Raw genomic sequence first — 22,556 nt, forward strand, 5'->3', positions numbered from 1 at the left:
GCAATTCCAGGAAAAGTGCGCCGCCGTTTTCCGTCTGGAATTGCGATAAACCAATGAGACAGAGCGGCTCAGAGATTGCGTGAAAAGCTGAACCGCTCTAGGCACTTTCGGCGGAGGGCATGAGTTCGCCCATCCGCCGGAACTATAGGGGCCTCAGATGATCCCGCCACCGCCGGCAACGGACGCCGGACGTTCGCCGGCAACCTTGCGGCGATAGCCGCTCGCCCTGTACGTCGCCACCGGATCGATGGCGCCGCCGGTGCGGCGACGCGCTTCGGCCAGGATCGGCTCGACATCGGCGCGATAGGCGCGCTTCAGCGTTTCCGATGCCATCAGTGCATCATTCGCCTCCTGATAGTCGTCCAATGCCTTCCGGTCGACGATCAGTGCCTGCGCGTAGGCGCGGCGTATCTCGTTGGCGCTGGAAATCAGGCTCTCGATCGGATCCGTGACATTGTGCGACTGGTCGATCATATGCGCCGGATTGAAGTCGTTGACCCCACGCCGTTCGGCATCGACCAGTTCGTTGAAGACGAGGAAGAGGCGATAGGGCTCGATGGCGCCGGCATCGAGATCGTCGTCGCCATATTTCGAATCGTTGAAGTGGAAGCCACCGAGCTTGCCGAACTGGATGAGGCGCGCGACAATCATCTCGATATTGGTATTCGGCGCGTGGTGGCCGAGATCGACAAGGCAATGCGCCTTGGGGCCGAGCGTCTGCGCGATCAGATAGTTGGTGCCCCAGTCCTGAACGACTGTGGAATAGAAGGCCGGCTCGTACATCTTGTGCTCGGAAAACAGCCGCCAGTCATCCGGCAGTGCCTTGTAGATATCGGCCATGGCGGCGAGATAGCGCTCGAAAGCCCTAGTGAAATTGGTCTGCCCGGGGAAGTTCGAGCCGTCGCCGATCCATACCGTCAGCGCCTTCGAGCCGATCGCCTTGCCGATCTCGATGCATTCGATATTGTGCTCGACGGCCTGGGCGCGGGTCGCCGCATCGACGTGGCTCAGCGAACCGAATTTGTAGGAATGCGCCTGGCCAGGCGCGTCGGAGAATGTGTTGGAGTTCATGGCGTCGAAGCCGAGGCCGAGCGCCTCGCCCTTGGCCTTGAGTTCGCGCGGATCCGCCTTGTCCCAGGGAATGTGCAGCGAGACATTCGGCGTCGCCCGCGTCAGCTGATGGATCACGGCGCAATCGTCGAGCTTGTCGAAGATGCCGCGCGGCTCGCCGGTGCCGGGGAAGCGGGCAAAGCGCGTGCCGCCGGTGCCAACGCCCCAGGACGGAACCGCGACGAAGAATTCTGAAACCTTCTTGGTGACGGCTTCGATATCGATGCCACGGCGGGCGAGCGCGGCGCCAAGCGCCTCATAATCGGACTTCAGCGCGGCGCCGCGCTTCTCGTTTTCTGCAGCGACCAGATCGGGCGCAATTCTAAACTCGGCCATTCTTTCCTCCCATATACGTCATTCGAAACGTTACAGCCTCTCGACTAGCTGTCCCGTCTTCTCCCCGGCGGGGAGAAGGAAAAATACAGTCGTTACCGCGTAAAACTCTGCGCGTTGCCCGCATCGACGTTGATGATATTACCGGTCGATTTGGCGGAAAGATCCGAAGCCAGGAAGTAGATCGCCTCGGCAATGTCCTCCGGGAACACATTGAGCTTCAGCATCGAGCGCTTGCGGTAATGTTCCTCCAGCTCGTCGACCTCGATCTTCGAGGAGGCGGCGCGCTGTTCACGCCATTCGCCGTTCCAGATCTTCGAGCCGCGAAGAACGGCATCGGGATTGACCGTGTTGACGCGGATGCCGGCTTCCGCTCCCTCCAGCGCCAGGCAGCGCGCCAAATGGATTTCGGCAGCCTTTGCCGTGCAATAGGCGGCGGCATTCGGCGAGGATGCAAGACCGTTCTTCGATGCGACGAAGACGACGTTGCCGCCAAGGTTCTGGCGGCGGAACAACCGGAAGGCTTCGCGCGAAACCAGGAAATAGCCGGTCGCGAGAATATCGATATTACGGTTCCACATCGAAAGCTCGGTGCTTTCGATCGGCGCGGAAGACGCAATGCCGGCGTTCGAGACCAAAATGTCGACACCACCGAATTCGACGCAAGCCTCGGCAAAAGAAGAGATAACCGCGTCTTCCTTCGTCACGTCGAGCTTGACGCTGCGCACCGCATCAGCGCCGTATCTCTTGGCAAAATCCGCCTGGGTGCCCTCAAGTGCCGCCTGGTCGATGTCAGCCAGAACCACACAAGCCCCCTCGCCCACCAGGCGCGCCGCCGTGGCGCGGCCGATGCCGCCGGCGCCGCCGGTCACGAAGGCGACACGGCCTGCGAGGCTCTTCGGCTTCGGCATGCGCTGCAGCTTCGCCTCCTCCAGCAGCCAGTATTCAATATCGAAGGCTTCCTGTTCCGGCAGGCCCTGATATTCCGAAACCGTGGAGGCACCGCGCATGACGTTGATGGCGTTGACATAGAATTCGCCGGCAATACGGGCAGTCGCCTTATCGCGGGCAAAGGACAACATGCCGACGCCGGGAACAAGGAAGATCACCGGGTTCGGATCGCGCATGGCAGGCGAGTTATCATGCTTGCAATCATTGTAGTAGCGCGCGTAGTCGGCGCGATAGTCTTCCAGCGCCTTGTCGAGACTGGCAATCACCGCATCGACATCTGGCTTGGCCGGATCGAAATCGACGATCAACGGCCGGATCTTGGTGCGCAGGAAGTGATCCGGGCAGCTCGTGCCGAGTGCGCCGAGCGGACGAAGGCTCTTCGAGTTGACGAATTCAAGCACGGCGTCCTGATCGTCGAAATCGCCGAGCTTGCGCTCGGCCTTGCCGATGCGGCCGCGGATCTCAGGCATCAGCCGGGCGGCGATGGCACGGCGCTCCGCCTGCGGCAGGCTTTCGGCGACCGCGCCACCGAAAATGGTCTTGCCTTCCGTCTTGGCGGCGAACCATTCGATCGCCTTGTTGATGATCTGAAGCGTCAGCTCGTAGCAGGTCTTGGCATCATTGGCCCAGGTAAAGAGGCCATGGCTTTCCAGGACGACACCCTTGGCATTCGGATGCGCCTTGACGAAGGCTTCTAGATCGAGGCCGAGCTGGAAGCCGGGACGGCGCCAGGGGAGCCAGCCGATCTCGTCGCCGAAGATTTCGCGCGTCAGTTCGCGCGAGTTCTTCGAGGCGGCGATGGCGATGATGGCATCGGGATGCATGTGATCGACATGGGTGAACGGCACGAAACCGTGCAGCGGAGTGTCGATGGAGGCGGCGCGGGCATTGAGATTGAAGGTGCAATGCGGCAGGAAACCGACCATGCGATCCTCGTCGGCAACGCCCTGATAGATGTTCTTCAGGCTGTCGAGCTTATCCTGATAAAGTGTCGCGAAACCGTCGAGCTTGATGGTGCCGACATCGCCGCCGGAGCCCTTGACCCAGAGCACCTTGACCTTTTCGCCGGAGAGCGGATCGGTTTCCATGACCTTGGCCGATGTGTTGCCGCCGCCGTAGTTGGTGATACGCTTGTCGGCACCGAGCAGATTCGAGCGATAAAGCAGCTTGCCCGGCTCATCCAAGCCGGCTGCATATGCATCATCCCAACGGTTCTTCAGAAGCTGAACGCCAGCCGCCATGTCATCCTCCCTTGAAATCAAGTCCTACGGGCGGACCGGATCATGATGGAGCCGCCCTTTGTGAGCAGGGTATCGCTCACGTATAGTCACCTTGTCAATCGAAAACGATCAAATTCGATAATGCTGCGATGCAATATGAAAGTTTATGATCGTTTGTGATTGACACATTGTCATATTTGCGAAATAACCGCCAACAAGGAGGAGCCGATGCACGAACGTGAACGCCATCGCATTATTCTGAGCGCCGTACAGGAAAAGTCTGTCGTGACGATTCAGGATATTTCCGAGCTGACCGAGGCTTCGGAAGCGACGATACGCCGTGATATCGCCGCCCTGCATGTGCAGGGAAAGATCCGGCGCGTGCGCGGCGGCGCGGAATCGATCCATCCTCCTCAGCTCGGCAATCTGGCGGCGCGGCCCTTCCGCGTATCGGAAGCCGTCAATATCGATAGGAAGCGTGCAATTGCGCGCAAGGCCGCCGAACTCTGCAATCCGGGCGACGCGATCATCATCAATGGCGGCACGACCACATTCCAGCTCGTGCATTATATTTCTGCCTTCCGGCTGCAGGTGATGACGAATTCCTTCGCCATCGCGGAACATCTGATCAAGCATTCGAAGAATATGGTGACGATACCGGGCGGCGCGATCTATCGCGAGCAGAGCCTGATCCTCTCACCCTTCGACAACGATACGATCCGGAATTTCTACGCGCGCCGCATGTTCATCGGCGCGCAGGGCGTCGGCCCGCTCGGCATCATGGAAGCCGACGCGCTGGTCATCCAGAGCGAGCAGAAGCTCATGCGCCAGGCCGACGAGCTCGTCGTCATGGTGGATTCGAGCAAATTCCGTCAGCGCTCCAGCCTGATCCTCTGCCCGCTCGAACAGGTCTCGACCATCATCACCGATGACGGCGTTACCGCCGAGACGGTGCGCATGATCGAGGATGCGGGCATCTCGCTTGTTATCGCAAATGTTTCGGCTCAGGCCGAGGAGGAAGATTCCCCGTCGGTCGCATAAGACGCACGGCTCAGGCGGGGTGAGCATGGCCTATCAACTTTGGGAGGAACTGACATGAATATAGCAAAGAAACTGGCGATCGGCGTTGCGCTTGCCGCCACGCTTTTCGCCGGTGCCGCAAGTGCAAAGGACGTCAAGATCGGTCTCGTGGTGAAGTCGCTGGGCAACGGCTTCTTCGAGGCCGCCAACAAGGGCGCTCAGGAAGCAGCCAAGGATCTCGGCGGCGTGCAGGTGATCTACACCGGCCCGACCTCGACCACGGCCGAAGGCCAGATCGAAGTGATCAACTCGCTGATCGCGCAGGGCGTCGATGCCATTGCGATTTCGGCGAACGATCCCGATGCCGTCGTCCCGGCCCTCAAGAAGGCGACGCAGCGCGGCATCAAGGTGATCTCCTGGGATTCCGGCGTTGCCAAGGCCGGCCGCATCTTGCAGCTGAACCCCTCGTCCAACGAGCTGATCGGCAAGATGTGCCTGACGCTCGCCAAGGATCATCTTGACGGCGGCAAGGGCGACTTCGCCATTCTGTCGGCCACGACCACCTCGACCAATCAGAACATCTGGATCGGCGAGATGAAGAAGCAGCTCAAGGATTTCCCGGGCCTCAACCTGGTGACGACCGTCTACGGCGACGACCTTTCGGACAAGAGCTATCGTGAAGCCCAGGGCCTCCTGACCTCGCATCCGGAAGTCAAGGTCATCGTCGCTCCGACCACCGTCGGCGTGCTTGCCGCCTCGCAGGCCGTCAAGGATGCAGGCAAGATCGGCCAGGTCTATGTGACCGGTCTCGGCCTGCCGTCCGAAATGGCCGGCGCCATCAAGTCCGGCGCAACGAAGGAATTCGCGATCTGGAATCCGATCGATCTCGGCTACTCCGCAACGCAGATCGCCTATCGCCTCGTCAAGGGCGAGACCGACGGCAAGCCGGGCAGCGAAATCAATGCCGGTCGCATGGGCAAGATCAAGGTCGGCGAAAACGGCGAAGCCGCCATGGCCGATCCGTTCGTCTACAATGCGTCGAACATCGATCAGTTTTCCAAGGTTTTCTGATCGCCAACCGCTTTCGCAGCTCTCCGGCGGCGCCAGCCGCCGGACCTGGTTTCACTGATCCGGTACATAGCTGATGACCACAGTCCTTCAACGCCCTAGAGCGGACGCACCAGCCGCGAACAATCAGGCCATTCTGGAGATGCGCGGCATTTCCCAGATCTTTCCCGGCGTCAAGGCGCTGGATGGCGTCAGCATTTCGCTTTATCCCGGCAAGGTCACCGCCCTTATCGGCGAAAACGGCGCGGGAAAATCGACCCTCGTCAAGATCCTGACCGGCATCTACCGTCCGAATGAGGGCGAAATCCTCGTCGACGGCAAGCTGACAGCCTTTCATCACGCGCAGGCGGCCATCGACGCCGGCGTCACGGCCATCCATCAGGAAACCGTGCTCTTCGACGAACTGACCGTCGCCGAAAACATTTTTCTCGGTCATGCGCCGCGCACGTCCTGGCGCACCATCGACTGGAAGACGATGAACAGCCGGTCGAGACAGCTCCTCGAATCGCTGGAAAGCGCCATCGATCCCGCAACCAGACTGAAGGACCTCTCCATTGCGCAGCGCCATCTCGTCGCGATCGCGCGCGCTTTGTCGATCGAAGCCCGCATCGTCATCATGGATGAGCCGACCGCCGCCCTATCGCGCAAGGAGATCGACGATCTCTTCCGCATCGTCGAAGGGCTGAAAGCAAAGGGCAAAGCGATCCTGTTCATCAGCCACAAATTCGACGAGCTCTATGAAATCGCCGACAATTTCGTCGTCTTCCGCGACGGCCGCGCCGTCGGCCATGGCGATCTGAAAGCGACGCCGCAGGATGAGATCGTGCGCATGATGGTCGGACGCGACGTCAAGGACGCCTTTCCGAAAGTGCCCGTCACGATCGGCGCAACTGTCCTCGAGGTCGACAAATACTGTCACCGCACGGAATTCCGCGACATTTCCTTCAAGCTCAGGCGCGGCGAGATCCTCGGCGTTTACGGCCTGATCGGCGCCGGACGCTCCGAGCTTTGCCAATCGCTGTTCGGCATCACCAGGCCGCTCTCCGGGCGGCTGACGCTCGACGGACAGGAAATCCACGTGCGCTCGCCGCAGGATGCCATTGCCGCCGGCATCGTCTATGTGCCGGAAGAGCGTGGCCGCCACGGTCTGGCGCTGCCGATGCCGATCTATCAGAACATGTCGCTTCCTTCGCTCGGGCGCACCTCGCGCAAGGGCTTCCTGAAGGTGGCCAACGAATTTGCTCTCGCCCGCAAATATGCCGAACGGCTCGATCTGCGCGCCGCTGCCCTGTCCGTGCCGGTCGGCACGCTCTCCGGCGGCAACCAGCAGAAGGTGGTCATCGGCAAGTGGCTCGCGACGCAGCCGAAGATCATCATTCTGGACGAGCCCACCAAGGGTATCGATATCGGTTCCAAGGCGGCCGTGCACGGTTTCATCAGCGAACTGGCGGCCGAAGGCCTCAGCATCATCATGATCTCCTCGGAACTGCCCGAGATTCTCGGCATGGCAGATCGTGTGCTGGTCATGAAGGAAGGCCTCTCCGCAGGCCTGTTCGAGCGCGAGGGGCTGACGCCGGAAACGTTGGTGCGCGCCGCCACGGGCAACGCATGAGCGTTCTGGCTTTTCTTCGATCAGCCAGAACGCTTTCTCTGTTTGTTTTTGCCGCATTTATGCGGCGCCGGGTGAGGATACCTGGCTGCAAAATGCTCTAGGGAGGACGGGATGCCACGCATCCTCAAAAAGCGCGAAACACTGCTCGCCATCATTATCGCGGTGATGATCGCCGGTTTCGCAACGCGCGCGGCCGGCTTTGCCGAGCCCGCCAATCTCGCCAATATCTTCAACGACACATCGATCCTCATCATCCTGGCCCTTGCCCAGATGACGGTCATCCTGACGAAATCGATCGATCTGTCCGTCGCCGCGAACCTGGCACTGACGGGTATGGCAGTCGCCATGCTGAACGCCGCCTATCCCGATATTCCCTTGATCGCGCTTGTCTTCATGGCGATCCTGATGGGTGCGGTTCTCGGTGCCATCAACGGCTATCTCGTCTGGGCGCTCGAAATCCCGCCGATCGTCGTCACGCTCGGCACCCTGACGATCTATCGCGGTATGGCTTTCGTGCTGTCGGGCGGCGCCTGGGTCAATGCGCATCAGTTCACGCCGGTCTTCCTGAACGTGCCGCGCACGCAGCTTCTCGGCCTGCCTGTGCTTGCCTGGATCGGCATCGCGATCGTGCTGATGATGTATCTGGTGCTGCGCTATACGCAGTTCGGCCGCTCGGCCTATGCGAGCGGCGGTAATCCGGTGGCCGCCGTCTATGCCGGCATCGATGTCGGCTGGACGCGCTTCCTCGCCTTCGTTCTTTCCGGCGCGCTTGCCGGTCTCAGCGGCTATCTCTGGGTTTCGCGTTATGCCGTTGCCTATGTCGATATCGCGAACGGCTTCGAGCTCGATAGCGTGGCAGCATGCGTCATCGGCGGCATTTCGATTGCCGGCGGAGTCGGTTCGGTGGCAGGCGCCGTCCTAGGCGCCCTCTTCCTCGGCGTCATCAAGAATGCGCTACCGGTCATCGGCATCTCGCCGTTCACGCAGATGGCGATCTCGGGCACCGTCATCATCCTTGCGGTCGTCTTCAACGCCCGGCGCGAACGCAACCGCGGCCGCATCATCCTTCGGGATCAGGCCGCAAAAGACACCGCCAGTGAGGGAGCACACGCATGAGCAACGGTTCGCAAGCGGCGACGGCGGAAAAGCGCGTCATTCCGGATCGCCTCGGCACTCCTTTCAAGCGCATCTTGTCGAGCTGGGAAACACTGCTCTTCGGCGTTGCGGTCGCGATCTTCATCTTCAATTCGCTGGCCTCGCCCTATTTCCTCGATCCCTATAACCTCTCCGATGCGACTTTCAACTTCACCGAAAAGGCGATGATCGCCTTTGCCATGGCGCTACTCGTCATCGCGGGCGAAATCGACCTTTCGGTCGCAGCCATCATTGCGCTCTCCTCGACGGCAATGGGGGCTGCCGCGCAAGTGGGCGTCGACACGCCCGGCCTTGTCGCCATCGGCCTCGGCGTCGGCCTCGTCTGTGGCATCTTCAACGGCTTCCTGGTTTCAGTACTGAAGCTGCCGTCGATTGTCGTCACTATCGGTACGATGAGCCTGTTTCGCGGCATTTCCTATATCGTTCTCGGCGACCAGGCCTATGGCAACTATCCGGATAGCTTCGCCTATTTCGGCCAGGGCTATGTCGTCTGGGTTTTCTCGTTCGAATTCGTGCTGTTCATCGTGCTAGCAATCGCCTTTGCGATCCTGCTGCATGCGACGAATTTCGGCCGGCAGGTCTATACGATCGGCAACAATGATTTCGCGGCGCGCTTCTCCGGCATTCCGGTCGAGCGGGTGAAATTCATTCTCTTCCTGCTGACCGGCATCATGAGCGGCATTGCCGCCGTCTGCCTCACCTCGCGCCTCGGCTCCACGCGCCCCTCGATCGCGCTTGGATGGGAACTGGAAGTGGTCACCATGGTCGTGCTCGGCGGGGTATCGATCCTCGGCGGCTCTGGGACGATCGTCGGCGTCGTCATCGCCGCCTTCGTGATGGGCCTCGTCACCTTCGGCCTTGGTCTGCTCAACGTTCCAGGCATCGTCATGTCGATCTTCATCGGCCTTCTTCTTATCATCACCATCGCGCTGCCGATCGTCGCCCGGCGCATCAAGACCATGAGTTCCAAATGACAGCCGCCCTCGAACGCCATGCCTTCAAGATGACGCTCAATCCCGGCATGGAAGCCGAATACAGGAAGCGGCATGACGAAATCTGGCCCGAGCTTGTCGACCTGCTGCATCAGGCTGGTGTCAGCGATTATTCCATCCATCTCGACCGCGAGACGAATACGCTCTTCGGTGTACTGACGCGGCCGAAGGATCATTCCATGGCGAGCCTGCCAGAGCATCCCGTCATGAAGAAATGGTGGGCGCACATGGCCGACATCATGGCGACCAATCCCGACAATTCGCCCGTTCAGAGCGAGCTCGTCACGGTCTTTCATCTGCCATGAACAACGAGGCAGCCTATCGTCATATCGCGGTCATCGATATCGGCAAGACCAACGCCAAAGTCGTTGTGCTCGATGCAGAGACGGGTGCCGAGATTGCCACCATCAAGACTGCGAACAGCGTTTTGAAATCAGGCCCCTACCCGCACTACGATATCGAAGGACTGTGGGATTTCATCATCTCGGCCCTCAAGAGCTTTGCCGCCACGCCGGGGTTCGACGCCATATCGATCACCACGCACGGCGCATCCGCCGTGATGCTGGCGGCAGATGGCAGCCTTGCCATGCCGGTTCTAGACTACGAGCACGGTTATCCCCAAGCCGTTCAGAATGCCTATGCTCAATTGCGGCCGGACTTTAGCGAGACATTTTCGCCCGGGCTGTCGGTCGGGCTTAATGTCGGCGCGCAGATCCATTATCTGAAAAGCACATTTCCCGCCGATTTCGCCCATGTCGCCACGATCCTGACCTATCCGCAATATTGGGCCTTCCGCCTGAGCGGTGTCGCGGCCAATGAGGTGACGTCGCTTGGCTGCCACACAGATCTCTGGAACCCAACCACGCAAAGCTACTCTTCTCTGGTCGACACGCTTGGCATCCGCGCGCTGATGGCACCGGTTCGTTCGGCTTTCGACGCGCTCGGGCCGGTCTTGCCGCCGCTTGCCGCCGAGATTGGGCAGGCAAAGGCGGTGCCCGTCTATTGCGGCATCCATGACTCCAACGCCTCGTTATTGCCGCATCTGGTCGAGAACGAAGCCCCCTTTGCGGTCGTCTCGACGGGAACTTGGGTCATCAGCTTCGGCGTTGGTGGAGATCTGGACCATCTCGATCCCAAACGAGATGCGCTTGCCAATGTCGACGCCTATGGCCGCGCCGTGCCATCGGCGCGGTTCATGGGCGGCCGTGAGTTCGAGATCCTCCTGACCGAAATCGGCACTGCGCCGGCCAATGCCGTCGAGGGCGCCCTTGAAACGGTGGTCGAGAAAGGCCTCATGCTACTGCCCAATGTGGTCGAGGGCTCCGGTCCGTTTCCGGGCAGAAAAATGCGATGGATCGGCAACGCGACTGGTTCCGCCGAGCGGCTCGCAGCCGCCAGCCTTTATCTTGCGCTGATGACGGAGGCCTGCCTCGATCTGATCGGCGCCAAGGGACCGATCTTCGTCGAAGGTCCGTGCGCGCTCAATCGCGCCTATCTCGTCGCACTGGCTGCAGTAACCGGCAAGAACGTCATTGCTTTGCCGGGTTCGACTGGAACAAGCCAGGGAGCGGCCCTGCTGACGGGAATTCGCCCACCTGTCGCCATGAAAAATGTGCCGATCCGCGCGGATTTGCGGGGATTACGACACTATAGGCAGGCCTGGCACGGCGCTTTGGGCGGTTAGAGCGGTTCAGCATTTCAGCATTTCAAAGGATCGCCAGACTGCGCCATCCGTTCGCTCCTATGCAATGCCGACCTCATCCAGTTCTGCCGCCGCGATCTCCACCCTCTGGATGGCCGCCTCGACGTGCTGGTCGAGACCGTCCTCAATCAACCACGCAGCCGAGAGGCCTGCCCAGGCAACGATCCATTGCAACAGACGGAAGCGATCCAGCCCCGCCGCCTTCGAGACGACATTGACCTGACGCGCAAGGCGACCGTGGGATGTTGCGACGGCATGGTCAGGGTTGCAGAACAGATTGGCGTAGTCGAAGCCGCGCTCGCCCACCAGCCCCTTCGGATCGATCGCGAGCCAGCCTCGCTCGGCGAAATCCAAAATGTTGCCGTGATGAACATCGCCGTGCAGTGGCACGACATCCTGCGGTTCCGATAACAGCATGCGGGCTGTAGCGGCGGACCGCACGAAGGGCCCTCCCTCGCGCTGCGCCGCTGCCACGAGCGAGCGGAATCGATCGGATAGAGGAATGAGTGGCGGCAAGGATATCCCGCGAGGAACGTGGAGCCCCGCGATCGTCTCGCAGATGATGCGGCTTGCTTCGTCGTCCCGGCCATTCCTTGCCATGTCTGCAAGAGAAAGAGGGCCGGTCGCTCGCTCGAGCAGGATGGCATCGTCCTTGTGCTCGAGGACACATGCAGCACCAACTCCATTCCACCAGACCATGAGCTCGGCGCCCGATTTCTCTTCCGGCACGACGGCGATCTTGAGCATGGCTGGCTCGCCATCCCGGCGCACGGGAAAAAGCCGGCTGGAATGCGTGACGATCGGGATACCATCCGGGATCAGCCGCCAGAGGTCGAAATAAACTCCGGAAATGTCATTCTCGCTCATGCGGCATCCAGTTCCTCAAGCACGCCCCAGATGACGACAAGCGGCATCGCTACCGCGGCCGATGAGATATTGGAGGCAACGATTTCCATTTTGGATCCACCCATCATACAGCCATATCACTTGGGCTCTGGCCGCGAAGATACAACAACCATCCCTCGTCGAAACGAAGCGAAAAATCGTCAAAATTGTCTTCGCGACGGTTATTTTCTTGCGGAATCGTCACAATATTCCTACAGAAAATATCCTCATGGGCGCTTTCGAGATCAAAAATGTCCGAAAGCGATCATCGGCTTAGATATCGGTTCTGTCTTCTTGAAAAGAACGCCACACGGCAGTTTGCGCGTCGAGACAGGCGATTGCGGGCGGGTTCAAAGGGCGCTGCCGCGCCCATCCAAGGAGAGCTAAAATGAATCTGAAGACATTGACGGCCGCGACCTTCGTCGCTTCGCTGGCCTTTGCACCTCTCGCGCATGCGGACATCACTGTCGGCCTTATCGCACCGCTGACCGGACCGGTCGCGGCTTACGGCGAACAGGTCAAGAATGGCGCGCAGACCGCTATCGAAGAAATCAACAAGAGCGGCGGCGTTCTCGGCCAGAAGCTCGTTCTGAAGCTCGGCGACGACGCCGGTGATCCGAAGCAGGGCGTATCCGTCGCCAACGGCTTCGTCGGCGAGAGCATCCGCTTCGTCGTCGGCCCGGTCACCTCCGGCGTTGCCATTCCGGTTTCCGACGCGCTTGCCGAAAACGGCATCCTGATGGTTACGCCGACCGCGACGGCTCCGGGCCTGACCAATCGCGGCCTGACGAACATCCTGCGCACCTGCGGCCGTGATGACCAGCAGGCGACGGTTGCCGGCGAATATGTGGTGAAGAACTTCAAGGACAAGAAGATCGCCATCCTCAACGACAAGGGCGCTTACGGAAAGGGTCTGGCGGACGCCTTCAAGGCGACCCTCAATAAGGGCGGGGTCACGGAAGTCGTCAACGACTCGCTGACCCCGGGCGAAAAGGACTATAGCGCCCTGACGACGAAGCTGAAGCAGGCTGGCGTCGAGGTGATCTACTTCGGCGGCTACCATCCGGAAGCCGGTCTGCTTGCCCGCCAGCTGCACGACATCTCCGTCAAGGCACAGATCATCGGCGGTGACGGCCTGTCCAACACCGAATATTGGGCGATCGCCAACGAATCCGCTGCCGGCACGCTCTTCACCAACGCGGCCGACGCCCTGAAGAATCCGGATTCGCAGAGCGCCGTTGCAGCCCTGAAGGCGCGCAACATCCCGGCCGAAGCCTTCACGCTGAATGCTTATGCCGCCGTGCAGGTGCTGAAGGCCGGTATCGAAAAGGCTGGCAAGGCAGATGATGCCGAAGCCGTCGGCACTGCCTTGAAGAAGGGCGAGCCGATCGACACCGCCATCGGCAAGGTCACCTATGGCGAAACGGGCGACCTGACCTCGCAGAGCTTCTCGCTCTACAAGTGGGAAGGCGGCAAGATCGTTTCGGCCGAATAAGCCGTCACGTCATCGCTTCGAAATAGAGCCGGGCCACTTGCTGGCCCGGTTTTTTGTTGTCGATCCTAGGGTACTGCCACTCAACAAACGGTACGGAAGCGCTCGATGCAGGTGGAGAGAACCTCCTCACCCGGCCGTTTCCACCAATTGCTCTCAGAGAAGATCTCGACCTCCTGCAGGCCGAAAAAGCCGGCTTTCTCAATCTCGGCGCGGATGCGCTTGAGGTCGATGACGCCGTCGCCCATCATGCCGCGATCAAGCAGCAGGTCCGTGGTCGGCACGAGCCAGTCGCAGATGTGATGGGCCAGGATGTGGCCGCCGGCGCCGGCGCGCGCGATCTGCTCATAGAGCTTCGGATCCCACCAGACATGATAGACATCGATGGCGACACCAATGCCATCGCCCAGGAGATCGCAAATATCGAGCGCCTGCTCCAGCGTGTTCACGCATGCGCGGTCGCCGGCATACATGGGATGCAGAGGCTCGATCGCCAAGGGTATTCCGGCGCTGCGGGCATGCGGCAGGATCGCGGCAATGCCGTCCGCCACCATTTCGCGGGCATGGGCGATATCCTTCGATCCCTGCGGCAATCCACCGACGACGAGAACGAGGCAATCGGCATTCAGCGCCGCCGCTTCGTCGATCGCCCGCCTGTTATCGTCGATCGCCGCTGCCCTGCCCTCGGCGCTTGCGGCAGGAAACATGCCGCCGCGGCAAAGGCCGGTCACCTTCAGCCTATTGTCGGTAACGATGCGAGCAGCTTCGGAAAGCCCGATCTTGTGTACCTGATCGCGCCATGGCGCGATGGCGACGATATCCTGCTTCAAGCAGGCCTCCACCGCCTGGCGCATGTCATATTGCTGGCGCACCGTTGCCAGATTGATGGACAGACCGTCTATGGCCATCGTGATAATCCTCCCCGATCTTGTCCGTTAGTCGATGCCGACGGTGGCAAGGATCGCCTTCATGCGATAGACGGCCAGGTCGGGATCACGCAGCACGCGGGCGGCATCCGCCAAACGGAACAGTTCCGACAGATGCTGGATGGAGCGGGCGCTCTGCTGACCGCCGAGCATCTGGAAATGATCCTGGAAACCGTTGAGATAGGCGAGGAAGACGACGCCGGTCTTATAGAAGCGCGTCGGCGCCTTGAAGATATGGCGCGATAGCGGGACGGTCGGCGCCAGGATGGCATGGAAGGCGTCGAGATCGTTCTGGGCAAGCTTTGCAAGGGCTGCGCTCGCGGCGGGCGCAACCGCATCGAAGATACCGAGCAATGCATGCGAATAGCCCTGTTCGTCACCGGCGATCAGTTCGGCATAGTTGAAATCGTCGCCGGTATACATCTTGACCGACGGATCCAGCCGCCGGCGCATAACGATTTCCTTTTCCGCCGAAAGCAGCGAAATCTTCACGCCATCGACCTTGGCCGCATTCTGGTTGATGATCGCGATCGCCGTCTCCATGGCACGCATATCGTCGGGCAATCCCCAATAGCCCGCAAGCGCCGGATCGAACATCGAGCCGAGCCAATGGATGATGACAGGCTCTTTGACCTGCCCGAGAATGCGATCATAAACGCGGACATAATCGTCCGGGCTCCTGGCCACCGCGGCAAGTGCCCGGCTTGCCATCAGGATGATGCGGCCGCCCTGCCCTTCCACGTAGGCGATCTGTTCCTCGTAGGCGCGGATCACATCGTCGATCGTGACATTGGGACCGGGCTGCAGGTGATCGGTGCCGGCGCCATAGGCGATCACGGCATCCGACCGCCCGCGAGCGGCCGACTGCGCATGCGAAATCAGTTCTTTCGCGCCGGCCCAGTCGAGACCCATGCCGCGCTGCGCGGTATCCATCGCTTCCGCCACACCGAGGCCGAGACCCCAGAGATATTCGCGGAAGGCGATAGTGCGCTCCCAATCGATGTTGCGGTCTAGCCAGGGATCGTTGTCGGCAAGCGCGTCGACCACGACATGCGCGGCGGCATAGGCGACGCGATTGAAATGATGACCGCCCGCAGGCTTCACAGGTGCAATCAGGGGCTCGTTGGCGGGAGTAAAGGCGGCGATGGTGCCGTCCGCCATCGGCAAGCGAAGGCTTTTCGTCATCAGACCAGCCTCCTAGCGGGCCGAAAGCGAGGGCACGTCGACCCAGCGACGCTCCGCCCAGCTCTTTTGCGCAAGCTCCGCCAGCTGCACGCCCTTAGCGCCCTCGCGAAGCGTGAACTTCCACGGCGCGTCCTCGGCCACATGGCACAGGAACTGCTCCCATTGCGCCTTGAAGCCATTGTCGAAGGCCTGCGTGTCGGGCACCTCTTCCCAGGTATCGAAGAAATTGATCGGCTGCGGCTGATCCGGGTTCCAGACCGGCTTCGGCGTGTTGACGCGATGCTGCGTCCAGCAGCGCATCAGGCCGCAGACGGCCGAACCATGCGTGCCGTCGACCTGGAAGGTGACGAGATCGTCACGACGGACGCGCACCGCCCAGGAGGAGTTGATATGGGCGATGACGCCACCTTCGAGCTCGAACGTGGCATAGGCCGCATCGTCGGCATCGGCGGCATAGGTATTGCCGTTCTCGTCGACGCGGCTCGGAATATGCGTCGCGCCGAGGCAGCTGACCGACTTGACCTCGCCGAACAGATTGTCGAGCACATAGCGCCAATGCGGCAGCATGTCGAGGATCATGCCGCCGCCATCCTTTTTGCGGTAATTCCAGGAGGGGCGCTGTGCCTTCACGCCCCAGTCACCTTCGAAGACCCAATAGCCAAATTCGCCGCGCACCGAGAGGATCTTGCCGAAGAAGCCGCTGTCGCGCAGCATGGCGATCTTCCGCAGCCCCGGCAGGAACAGCTTGTCCTGGACGACGCCGTTCTTGACGCCGCGCCGCTCTGCCGAAGCAGCAACCGACAGCGCCTCCTCCAGCGTCTCCGAGATCGGCTTTTCGCAATAGACGTGCTTGCCGGCGGCAATCGCCTTCTCGAGAAGCTCGACGCGCATCTGCGTCGAGCCGGCATCGAAGAAGATCGTATTGCTGGGATCGGCGAGAGCGGCATCGAGATCGGTCGTCGTCTTCGACAGACCATGCTTGCGGGCGATGGCCTCGATTTTTTCTGCATTGCGGCCGACGAGCACCGGTTCGGGCATCAGCCTGTCGCCATTCGACAACTGAACACCGCCCTGTTCGCGAATTGCCAGGATGGAGCGCACGAGATGCTGATTATAGCCCATGCGGCCGGTAATGCCGTGCATGATGATGCCGATCGGCTTCGTTGCCATGAGTTCTTCCTCCCGTAAATAACTATATAGTTACATAACTGGCATGAGGAAGCAATGCTGTCAACGACCATCCTCAATGGTCGCGGCAACAGGGATCTATGACTGTCCGCTTGTCGAGATGGAGTGCCTAGAGCACGAAGCCGAAACGCGTACGCGGTTTTCGGATGACATCATGCGCTACCTATTTGATTCCAGCACAGATTCAGTTTTCAGGCCGGTTCGATCTGAAATCATCCGGCGCTAGGGACGCAGATAGGCGAAAATGACGTCGACGATATGCTCGCCCCACCCCTCGATTTCGGCCTTTTCGGAAAGGTTGCGGCGGAAGATCGTCGAGAGCGTCCAGCGGTTCGTCAGGAAGAACGAGCCGAGTGCCGCAATGCTCATATAGATTTTCACCGGATCGCAATCGGCACGGAAGACACCGGCTGCAGAACCTCGGTCGAGCAAGCCGGAGATTTCGGCAACGAGCGGCGAATGCAGCTCGAAAATACGCGCCGAGCGCTTCAGGAAGCGCGCCTTGTGCATGTTTTCCGTGCTGAGAATTCCGAGGAATTCGGGATGATCCAGGAAATACTGCCAGGTGAAGACGACGAGGTCCCGCATGCCGTCCTCGGGCGAACGGTGCGTGAGATCGAGCCGCGCCTCCGCCGAGCGGATGGCGATATAGCTACCCTCCAGAACGGCGACATAGAGCGCATCCTTGCCGCCGAAATAGTGGTAGAGCATCCGCTTGTTGATCTTGGCGCGCTCGGCAATGGCATCGACGCGCGCGCCGCCATAGCCGCGCTCGGCGAATTCCTTGGTTGCGGCTGCGAGGATCGCCTTGCTGGTGCGTTCCGCATCCCTGAGGCGAGGCCGTTCCGGAGCAGCGCGCGCGATCGTTTTTTCTGCATTCGCAGGGTCTGCGCTTTTTATGCTGCGCTTCACAATTTTTGCTTCCGACATCATGGCTCCCGGCGGCATTTCATAGGGCTTATGCGGTCTTTCCTCGCGCCGATAAGTAACCGATCATCGCATAAGTTGACAGTCCCTGGCGAATCGAGGGTTATAGTAACCATATGGTTATATCGATTTAAATGGGAATATCGCGGCAAAAGCCTCCGAAAACGAGGGGGTCGCGCTCTCGCCGGAACTGGCCGGAGAAGCTGCAACGATCTTGCTTTCGGCCCCGGTCCGGCTCTAGAGAGCAATAGGCAACCGGCGGCGGACGAGCATGACTGAAAAGCAAATCGCAATCATAGGCGGCGGACCTGCGGGGCTGATGGCGGCGGAAACCTTATCCCTGCTCGGTCATCACATCACCGTCTACGACAGCATGCCGACGGTCGCGCGCAAATTCCTGCTGGCGGGGAAGTCTGGTCTCAACATCACCCATTCGGAAGATTATGGCCTATTTGCCGATCGGTTCGGCGCAGCTTCGACCCGATTGCGCGCCGCACTCGACGGCTTCACACCCGACGATGTCAGGGCCTGGGCACAGGGCCTGGGAACCGAAACCTTTATTGGCTCATCCGGGCGCGTCTTCCCGAAAGTCATGAAGGCATCGCCGCTCCTGCGCGCTTGGCTGGCGCGGCTGGAGGCGCGAGGCGTCACCATCCTGACACGGCATCGTTGGTGCGGCTTCGACGATGGCTGCCTGCTGTTTGAAACGCCGCTGGGACGCGAGGCTGTTCGACATGACGCCGTTCTGCTCGCGCTCGGCGGTGCAAGCTATGCCCGGCTGGGTTCGGACGCGGCATGGGTCAGCTGGCTCCGCGACAAGGGGATCGATATCGCCGCCTTTCAGCCGGCCAATTGCGGTTTCGACGTAACCTGGAACGCGCCGTTCAGCGAACGCTTTGCCGGTGAACCCCTCAAGGCCGTCACGGCGACATCGGATGCCGGAACCGTCCCCGGCGAATTCGTCATTTCGAAAACCGGGATCGAGGGCAGCCTCGTCTATGCGCATGCCGCCTCGCTGCGGGATCGTTTGACGAAAAAGGGTGACGCCTCGCTTATAGTCGATCTTGCGCCGGGCCGAAACGAGGAGCGCCTGGCGCGTGATCTGGTACGGCAGGATCCCAAAGCCAGTTTCTCCAACCGGCTGCGCAAGGGTGCCGGCATCGAGGGCGTCAAGGCTGGCCTGCTGCGCGAGCTTGCCGATCCGGCAACGCTCTCTCATCCAGAAAGACTTGCACGCCTGATCAAGGCCCTGCCGATTCCACTGCTGAGACCAAGGCCGATCGCCGAGGCCATTTCATCGGCCGGTGGCGTCCGTTGGGGTGAGCTCGACGACGGATACATGCTGAAAAAGCTCCCCGGCATGTTCATTGCCGGCGAGATGATCGATTGGGAAGCGCCGACGGGAGGCTATCTCCTCACGGCGTGCTTTGCCACCGGGCGTGCGGCAGCCAAGGGCATGGATGCCTGGCTTAAGGGCCGCTGATCTAAGCTTGAACGCCTAACTTTCAGCCGATCCGGCCTTTCTCCATCAACCAGGCGACCGACTCCTGAACCGCCTGCAGCGACGTATAGCGAGGCCTGTAACCAAGCAGCCGCTCGGCCTTCGCAATCGAGCAATTCGGGCTGCGGGCAATATGCTCCCAAGTCGCCTGCGCATTCTCCGCCGCCTGCCCTTCCGCCCATCTCTCATAGGGCAGAAACTCCAACTTCGGCTCATGTCCGAACCAGCGCGACATGGCCTCGGCGTAGCCTCTCAGCGTCAGCGCACCACCTGAAACCGCATGAAAGGCCTCGCCGGTCGAAACGCGCCAATTGGCGATCGCGCCCATGAACATCTGCGCGACGTCATCCGCATGGACATGATGAACCGTCTCCAGGCCGAAATTCGGAAGTACCAGCGTTTCGCCGCGCGCCAATGTCGAGAATGCCGACAGATTGAAATGCCCGGCCGGATTGAGGGGTGCCCAGCCAGGACCGACAATATGGCCGGGATGGATCAGGGTTGCGGGAAATCCCCTGCGGCGCGCCTCCTCCAGCAAATATGCCTCGATGGTTGCCTTCTGGACGCCATAATCGCCGAACGGCCTCTTCGGCGCCTCCTCCGGCGTCGGAACGATGGTCGAAAAGCCATGCGTCCAGATTGTGCCGGTATGCAGGAAATGGCCGACATGGCCGACAAGCGTCTCCGCCAGATGCCTCGCGCTATCGAGCGTGAAGCAGATCATGTCGATGACGATATCCGGCTTCAATGCGCGGACGGCCGGACCGAAACTGCCATCCTTCTCCATGGCGGCACGATCCATCACCAGCGTCTCGGCCTCGTTCCAGGCCTTGTTCGGCGAATAGGGCGTGGCCTGTCCGCGGCTGATCGCCACCACTTCATGTCCTGCCTCGACCAGTCGCGGCACGAGATAGGTGCCGACATGGCCGGTGGCGCCGATAATCACCGTGCGCGTCATGATATCCTCCCAATCGTCGAGATCGAAATCGGCTGCTACCGAAGTTCAAGACATGATCAGCGTGGGAGAATAGGCGCGCGCGCCACTTTGTCACCCTCCCGCTGGAGAAAGTCGTAATTTTTCCGCGACGACATCGCGATGATCGGCACCCGCTCATAGAAGCGGGTGCCGAAAGAGTGCCTAGCGAAGCTCTATGATGGCGCAACCATAGGCGTCGAGCGACAGAGTGCCGGATATCGCCTTGCCGTTATCAAGGAGATTGATTCCGGCCGGGACCTCGCGCAGTTCGGCGCGCTGGTCGAGATAGTTCTGCAGGAAAAGCAGGCGTCGCTCGTCGTTCTGGCGCATCGTCACTTCGACGCCATCGGGCAGATCGCCGACAAGAGGCGCGATTCCCGCTTCCGCAAAGGTTCGATCGGCAAGAGCATCCGTCAGTTCCGGCGTCAGATAGGTGCCGAGATAAAGGACCCGGCCCTTGCCGACACGGCGCAGGCTTGCCATCGGCATACCCTCGGCATAACGGTTCGACCACACCGCAATCACCTCGACATCATCCGTCACCGTCAGGTTCTCGTAGAAATGGGCAGCCTCGATCTCGTGATTGCCAAAGGTAAAGCGGCGAACGCGACGATGGGATTCCGCTGGACGGCCAGGTGGAACGACAAGCCCGCCCGACCGCGACATGACGTCGAAAAGCCCGTTGGCGCCGGGTGCGGCAAGGCGGCCGAAATCCTCGACCTTCACGCCTGTCAATCGCGTCAGTGACGAGCCCGGCGCGGCCTCGCGGATGACATGATTGTTTTCGTCACGCGTGCCGGTGCGCGCGCCGATGATGACGGTGCCGCCGTCCCGGGCGAAGGCCTCAAGCCGCTCGGTCCAACCGTCCTTCCACATGACCCAATGCGGCACATAGAGCAATTTCAGTCGCGATAGATCGTCTTCCGGATGGATGAAGCCGCAGGCAATGCCGCGATCGTAACAATATTGATGCAGCTGAACGGCATCGTCCTGCGGGCTCGGCAGCCCGATCGAATAGGTCTTGTGCGCCTCCTGATTGTCGAAATCCGAGCCGGCGATGCCGACATCCATGCGTACATAGGTGCCGAGGATCTTATCTTTGAGCGCCGTCATCTCGGTCGCGAAGCGCTTGGCCTCGTCATAACGATGACGGGGCACATCGTCATGATCGATGATGCCCATCCAATAGATTTCCGCGCCGAAATGCGCCGGACGCCAGCGGAAGAACATGAGGCCGTCGGCGCCGCGCGCGACGGACGACATGGCCATGCGCCGCATTTCGCCGGGCTCCGGCGTCAGCGTGCAAAAGCCCGGCTGGCTGCCGAACCCGGACTGCTGCTCGGGCACGATGTAGTTTCCCGAGAACCCGCGGCAGATGTCGAGGTGGAGTGCCTGTACCTTGGCATGGTTGCCGATGCGCTGGAATTCGTCATAGAGCATCGGATAGATGTCATAGCCGACGAAATCGAGATCGGCGGAGAACTGCCCACGAAAATCGATATCTCGAAGACCGCCGAGATTGTGGAAGATGAACCACTCGGACTTGATGGCCCGCAGGATTTCCACCTGATCGTGCTGGAAACGGGCCGTCGCGAAGGCGAGGAAGCGATGGTAATCCTGGACATGGCCGGGGCTTGGGAAGGTAGGACCGAATTCGATCGGAAGCACGACCTGGCCGAAATCGTCATAGGCCGTCGCCCAAAAATCGCCGCCCCAGGCGAAATTGAGCTTGTCGATCGTCCCGTATTTCTCGGCAAGAAAGGCCTGAAACTCCGAAAGCGTCGCCGCAGAGAAGGATTCCGGCATGCTGGTGTTGAGCTCGTTGTCGGTCTGCCAGCCGATGACATGGCGATTATCGCGATAGTGCTCAGCCATCGCCTTCGTGATGCGCTTGCTGTGCTCGCGGAAAACCGGGCTCGCCGTGTCGGCATGCTGGCGTGAACCGTGGCTCATTGTCCGGCCGTTGCCGTCGACGCGAAGGATTTCGGGATGGGCCGCCGTCAGCCAGCGCGGCGGGGTCGCCGTCGGCGTGCACATGATGGTATCGATGCCATGGCGTGCCAGAACCTCGATGGCACGGTCGAATAGGTCGAAATCGAACGTGCCGAGCTTCGGCTCGAAAAGATGCCATGCAAATTCGCCGAGACGCACGACATTGAAGCCGGCTTCGGACATGCGCTTGGCATCCCGCTCCCAATAGCCCTCGTCGACATGTTCCGGATAATGCGGTGCGCCGACCAGAAACCTGTCGGTCTTGATGGTCCGCCATACGGAAAGGTCGTTCTTACTGCTGCTCACTGGCACGATATCAGG

General features: G+C 60.6%; 18 protein-coding genes. 9 read left to right on the forward strand and 9 right to left on the reverse strand.

Annotated features, from left to right (window positions below; genetic code table 11):
• Positions 1–153: 153 nt before the first annotated feature.
• Both rhaI and FP026_RS04590 read right to left on the reverse strand, forming a co-directional pair.
• The gene (gene rhaI / locus FP026_RS04585; RefSeq protein WP_149633435.1) at positions 154–1,446 is read right to left on the reverse strand and encodes an L-rhamnose catabolism isomerase; all 1,293 of its coding nucleotides are present in this window, start codon (positions 1,444–1,446) and stop codon (positions 154–156) included.
• Between the two features lie 92 nt (positions 1,447–1,538).
• Positions 1,539–3,635: a bifunctional rhamnulose-1-phosphate aldolase/short-chain dehydrogenase gene (locus tag FP026_RS04590; RefSeq protein ID WP_149633436.1), complete on the reverse strand. Its 2,097-nt coding sequence runs from the start codon at positions 3,633–3,635 to the stop codon at positions 1,539–1,541.
• Between the two features lie 207 nt (positions 3,636–3,842).
• Between FP026_RS04590 and FP026_RS04595 the strand changes: the two genes are divergently transcribed.
• The 7 genes from FP026_RS04595 (at position 3,843) to FP026_RS04625 (ending at position 11,145) form a co-directional block, all read left to right on the forward strand.
• The gene (locus FP026_RS04595; protein ID WP_149633437.1) at positions 3,843–4,655 is read left to right on the forward strand and encodes a DeoR/GlpR family DNA-binding transcription regulator; all 813 of its coding nucleotides are present in this window, start codon (positions 3,843–3,845) and stop codon (positions 4,653–4,655) included.
• 54 nt (positions 4,656–4,709) lie between these two features.
• A complete protein-coding gene (gene rhaS / locus FP026_RS04600; protein ID WP_149633438.1) occupies positions 4,710–5,705 on the forward strand; it encodes a rhamnose ABC transporter substrate-binding protein in 996 nt (331 codons plus the stop codon).
• A gap of 73 nt (positions 5,706–5,778) precedes the next feature.
• Complete coding sequence (locus tag FP026_RS04605) at positions 5,779–7,314, forward strand: sugar ABC transporter ATP-binding protein (RefSeq protein ID WP_149633439.1); 1,536 nt, start codon at positions 5,779–5,781, stop codon at positions 7,312–7,314.
• A gap of 111 nt (positions 7,315–7,425) precedes the next feature.
• On the forward strand, positions 7,426–8,430 hold the full coding sequence (locus FP026_RS04610; RefSeq protein ID WP_149633440.1) for an ABC transporter permease: 1,005 nt from the start codon (positions 7,426–7,428) through the stop codon (positions 8,428–8,430).
• Positions 8,427–9,443, forward strand: coding sequence for an ABC transporter permease (locus FP026_RS04615; RefSeq protein WP_149633441.1), 1,017 nt, complete (start codon positions 8,427–8,429; stop codon positions 9,441–9,443). Before FP026_RS04610 ends, FP026_RS04615 begins: the two co-directional genes overlap by 4 nt.
• A complete protein-coding gene (gene rhaM, locus FP026_RS04620) occupies positions 9,440–9,766 on the forward strand; it encodes an L-rhamnose mutarotase (RefSeq protein WP_149633442.1) in 327 nt (108 codons plus the stop codon). Before FP026_RS04615 ends, rhaM begins: the two co-directional genes overlap by 4 nt.
• On the forward strand, positions 9,763–11,145 hold the full coding sequence (locus FP026_RS04625; RefSeq protein ID WP_149633443.1) for an FGGY-family carbohydrate kinase: 1,383 nt from the start codon (positions 9,763–9,765) through the stop codon (positions 11,143–11,145). Before rhaM ends, FP026_RS04625 begins: the two co-directional genes overlap by 4 nt.
• A gap of 57 nt (positions 11,146–11,202) precedes the next feature.
• Here the strand turns inward: FP026_RS04625 and FP026_RS04630 are convergent, their stop codons facing one another.
• Complete coding sequence (locus FP026_RS04630; protein ID WP_149633444.1) at positions 11,203–12,030, reverse strand: aminoglycoside phosphotransferase family protein; 828 nt, start codon at positions 12,028–12,030, stop codon at positions 11,203–11,205.
• 406 nt (positions 12,031–12,436) lie between these two features.
• On the opposite strand from FP026_RS04630, the gene FP026_RS04635 reads away from it, so the two are divergent.
• Positions 12,437–13,543 (forward strand): branched-chain amino acid ABC transporter substrate-binding protein, encoded by a 1,107-nt coding sequence (locus FP026_RS04635; protein ID WP_149633445.1) that lies wholly within the window; start codon positions 12,437–12,439, stop codon positions 13,541–13,543.
• 80 nt (positions 13,544–13,623) lie between these two features.
• Here FP026_RS04635 and FP026_RS04640 read toward each other — a convergent pair whose 3' ends face one another.
• The 4 genes from FP026_RS04640 to FP026_RS04655 form a co-directional block, all read right to left on the reverse strand.
• The gene (locus FP026_RS04640; protein WP_149633446.1) at positions 13,624–14,448 is read right to left on the reverse strand and encodes a sugar phosphate isomerase/epimerase family protein; all 825 of its coding nucleotides are present in this window, start codon (positions 14,446–14,448) and stop codon (positions 13,624–13,626) included.
• Between the two features lie 27 nt (positions 14,449–14,475).
• Entirely contained in the window at positions 14,476–15,651 is a 1,176-nt protein-coding gene (locus FP026_RS04645) for a dihydrodipicolinate synthase family protein (RefSeq protein ID WP_149633447.1), read from the reverse strand.
• 12 nt (positions 15,652–15,663) lie between these two features.
• Positions 15,664–16,821 carry a Gfo/Idh/MocA family protein gene (locus tag FP026_RS04650; RefSeq protein WP_149633448.1) on the reverse strand — a complete coding sequence of 386 codons (1,158 nt, stop codon included), beginning with the start codon at positions 16,819–16,821 and terminating at the stop codon, positions 15,664–15,666.
• A gap of 240 nt (positions 16,822–17,061) precedes the next feature.
• Positions 17,062–17,769, reverse strand: coding sequence for a TetR/AcrR family transcriptional regulator (locus FP026_RS04655; protein WP_149633449.1), 708 nt, complete (start codon positions 17,767–17,769; stop codon positions 17,062–17,064).
• 268 nt (positions 17,770–18,037) lie between these two features.
• On the opposite strand from FP026_RS04655, the gene FP026_RS04660 reads away from it, so the two are divergent.
• Positions 18,038–19,249, forward strand: coding sequence for a TIGR03862 family flavoprotein (locus FP026_RS04660; protein ID WP_149633450.1), 1,212 nt, complete (start codon positions 18,038–18,040; stop codon positions 19,247–19,249).
• Positions 19,250–19,271: 22 nt separating this feature from the next.
• Here the strand turns inward: FP026_RS04660 and FP026_RS04665 are convergent, their stop codons facing one another.
• Both FP026_RS04665 and FP026_RS04670 read right to left on the reverse strand, forming a co-directional pair.
• Entirely contained in the window at positions 19,272–20,225 is a 954-nt protein-coding gene (locus FP026_RS04665) for an NAD-dependent epimerase/dehydratase family protein (protein WP_149633451.1), read from the reverse strand.
• Between the two features lie 180 nt (positions 20,226–20,405).
• The gene (locus FP026_RS04670; RefSeq protein WP_149633452.1) at positions 20,406–22,541 is read right to left on the reverse strand and encodes a beta-galactosidase; all 2,136 of its coding nucleotides are present in this window, start codon (positions 22,539–22,541) and stop codon (positions 20,406–20,408) included.
• Between the last annotated feature and the right edge of the window lie 15 nt (positions 22,542–22,556).

The sequence above is a fragment of the Martinezella tropici genome (assembly GCF_008370325.1).
Lineage (GTDB): Bacteria > Pseudomonadota > Alphaproteobacteria > Rhizobiales > Rhizobiaceae > Rhizobium > Rhizobium tropici_B.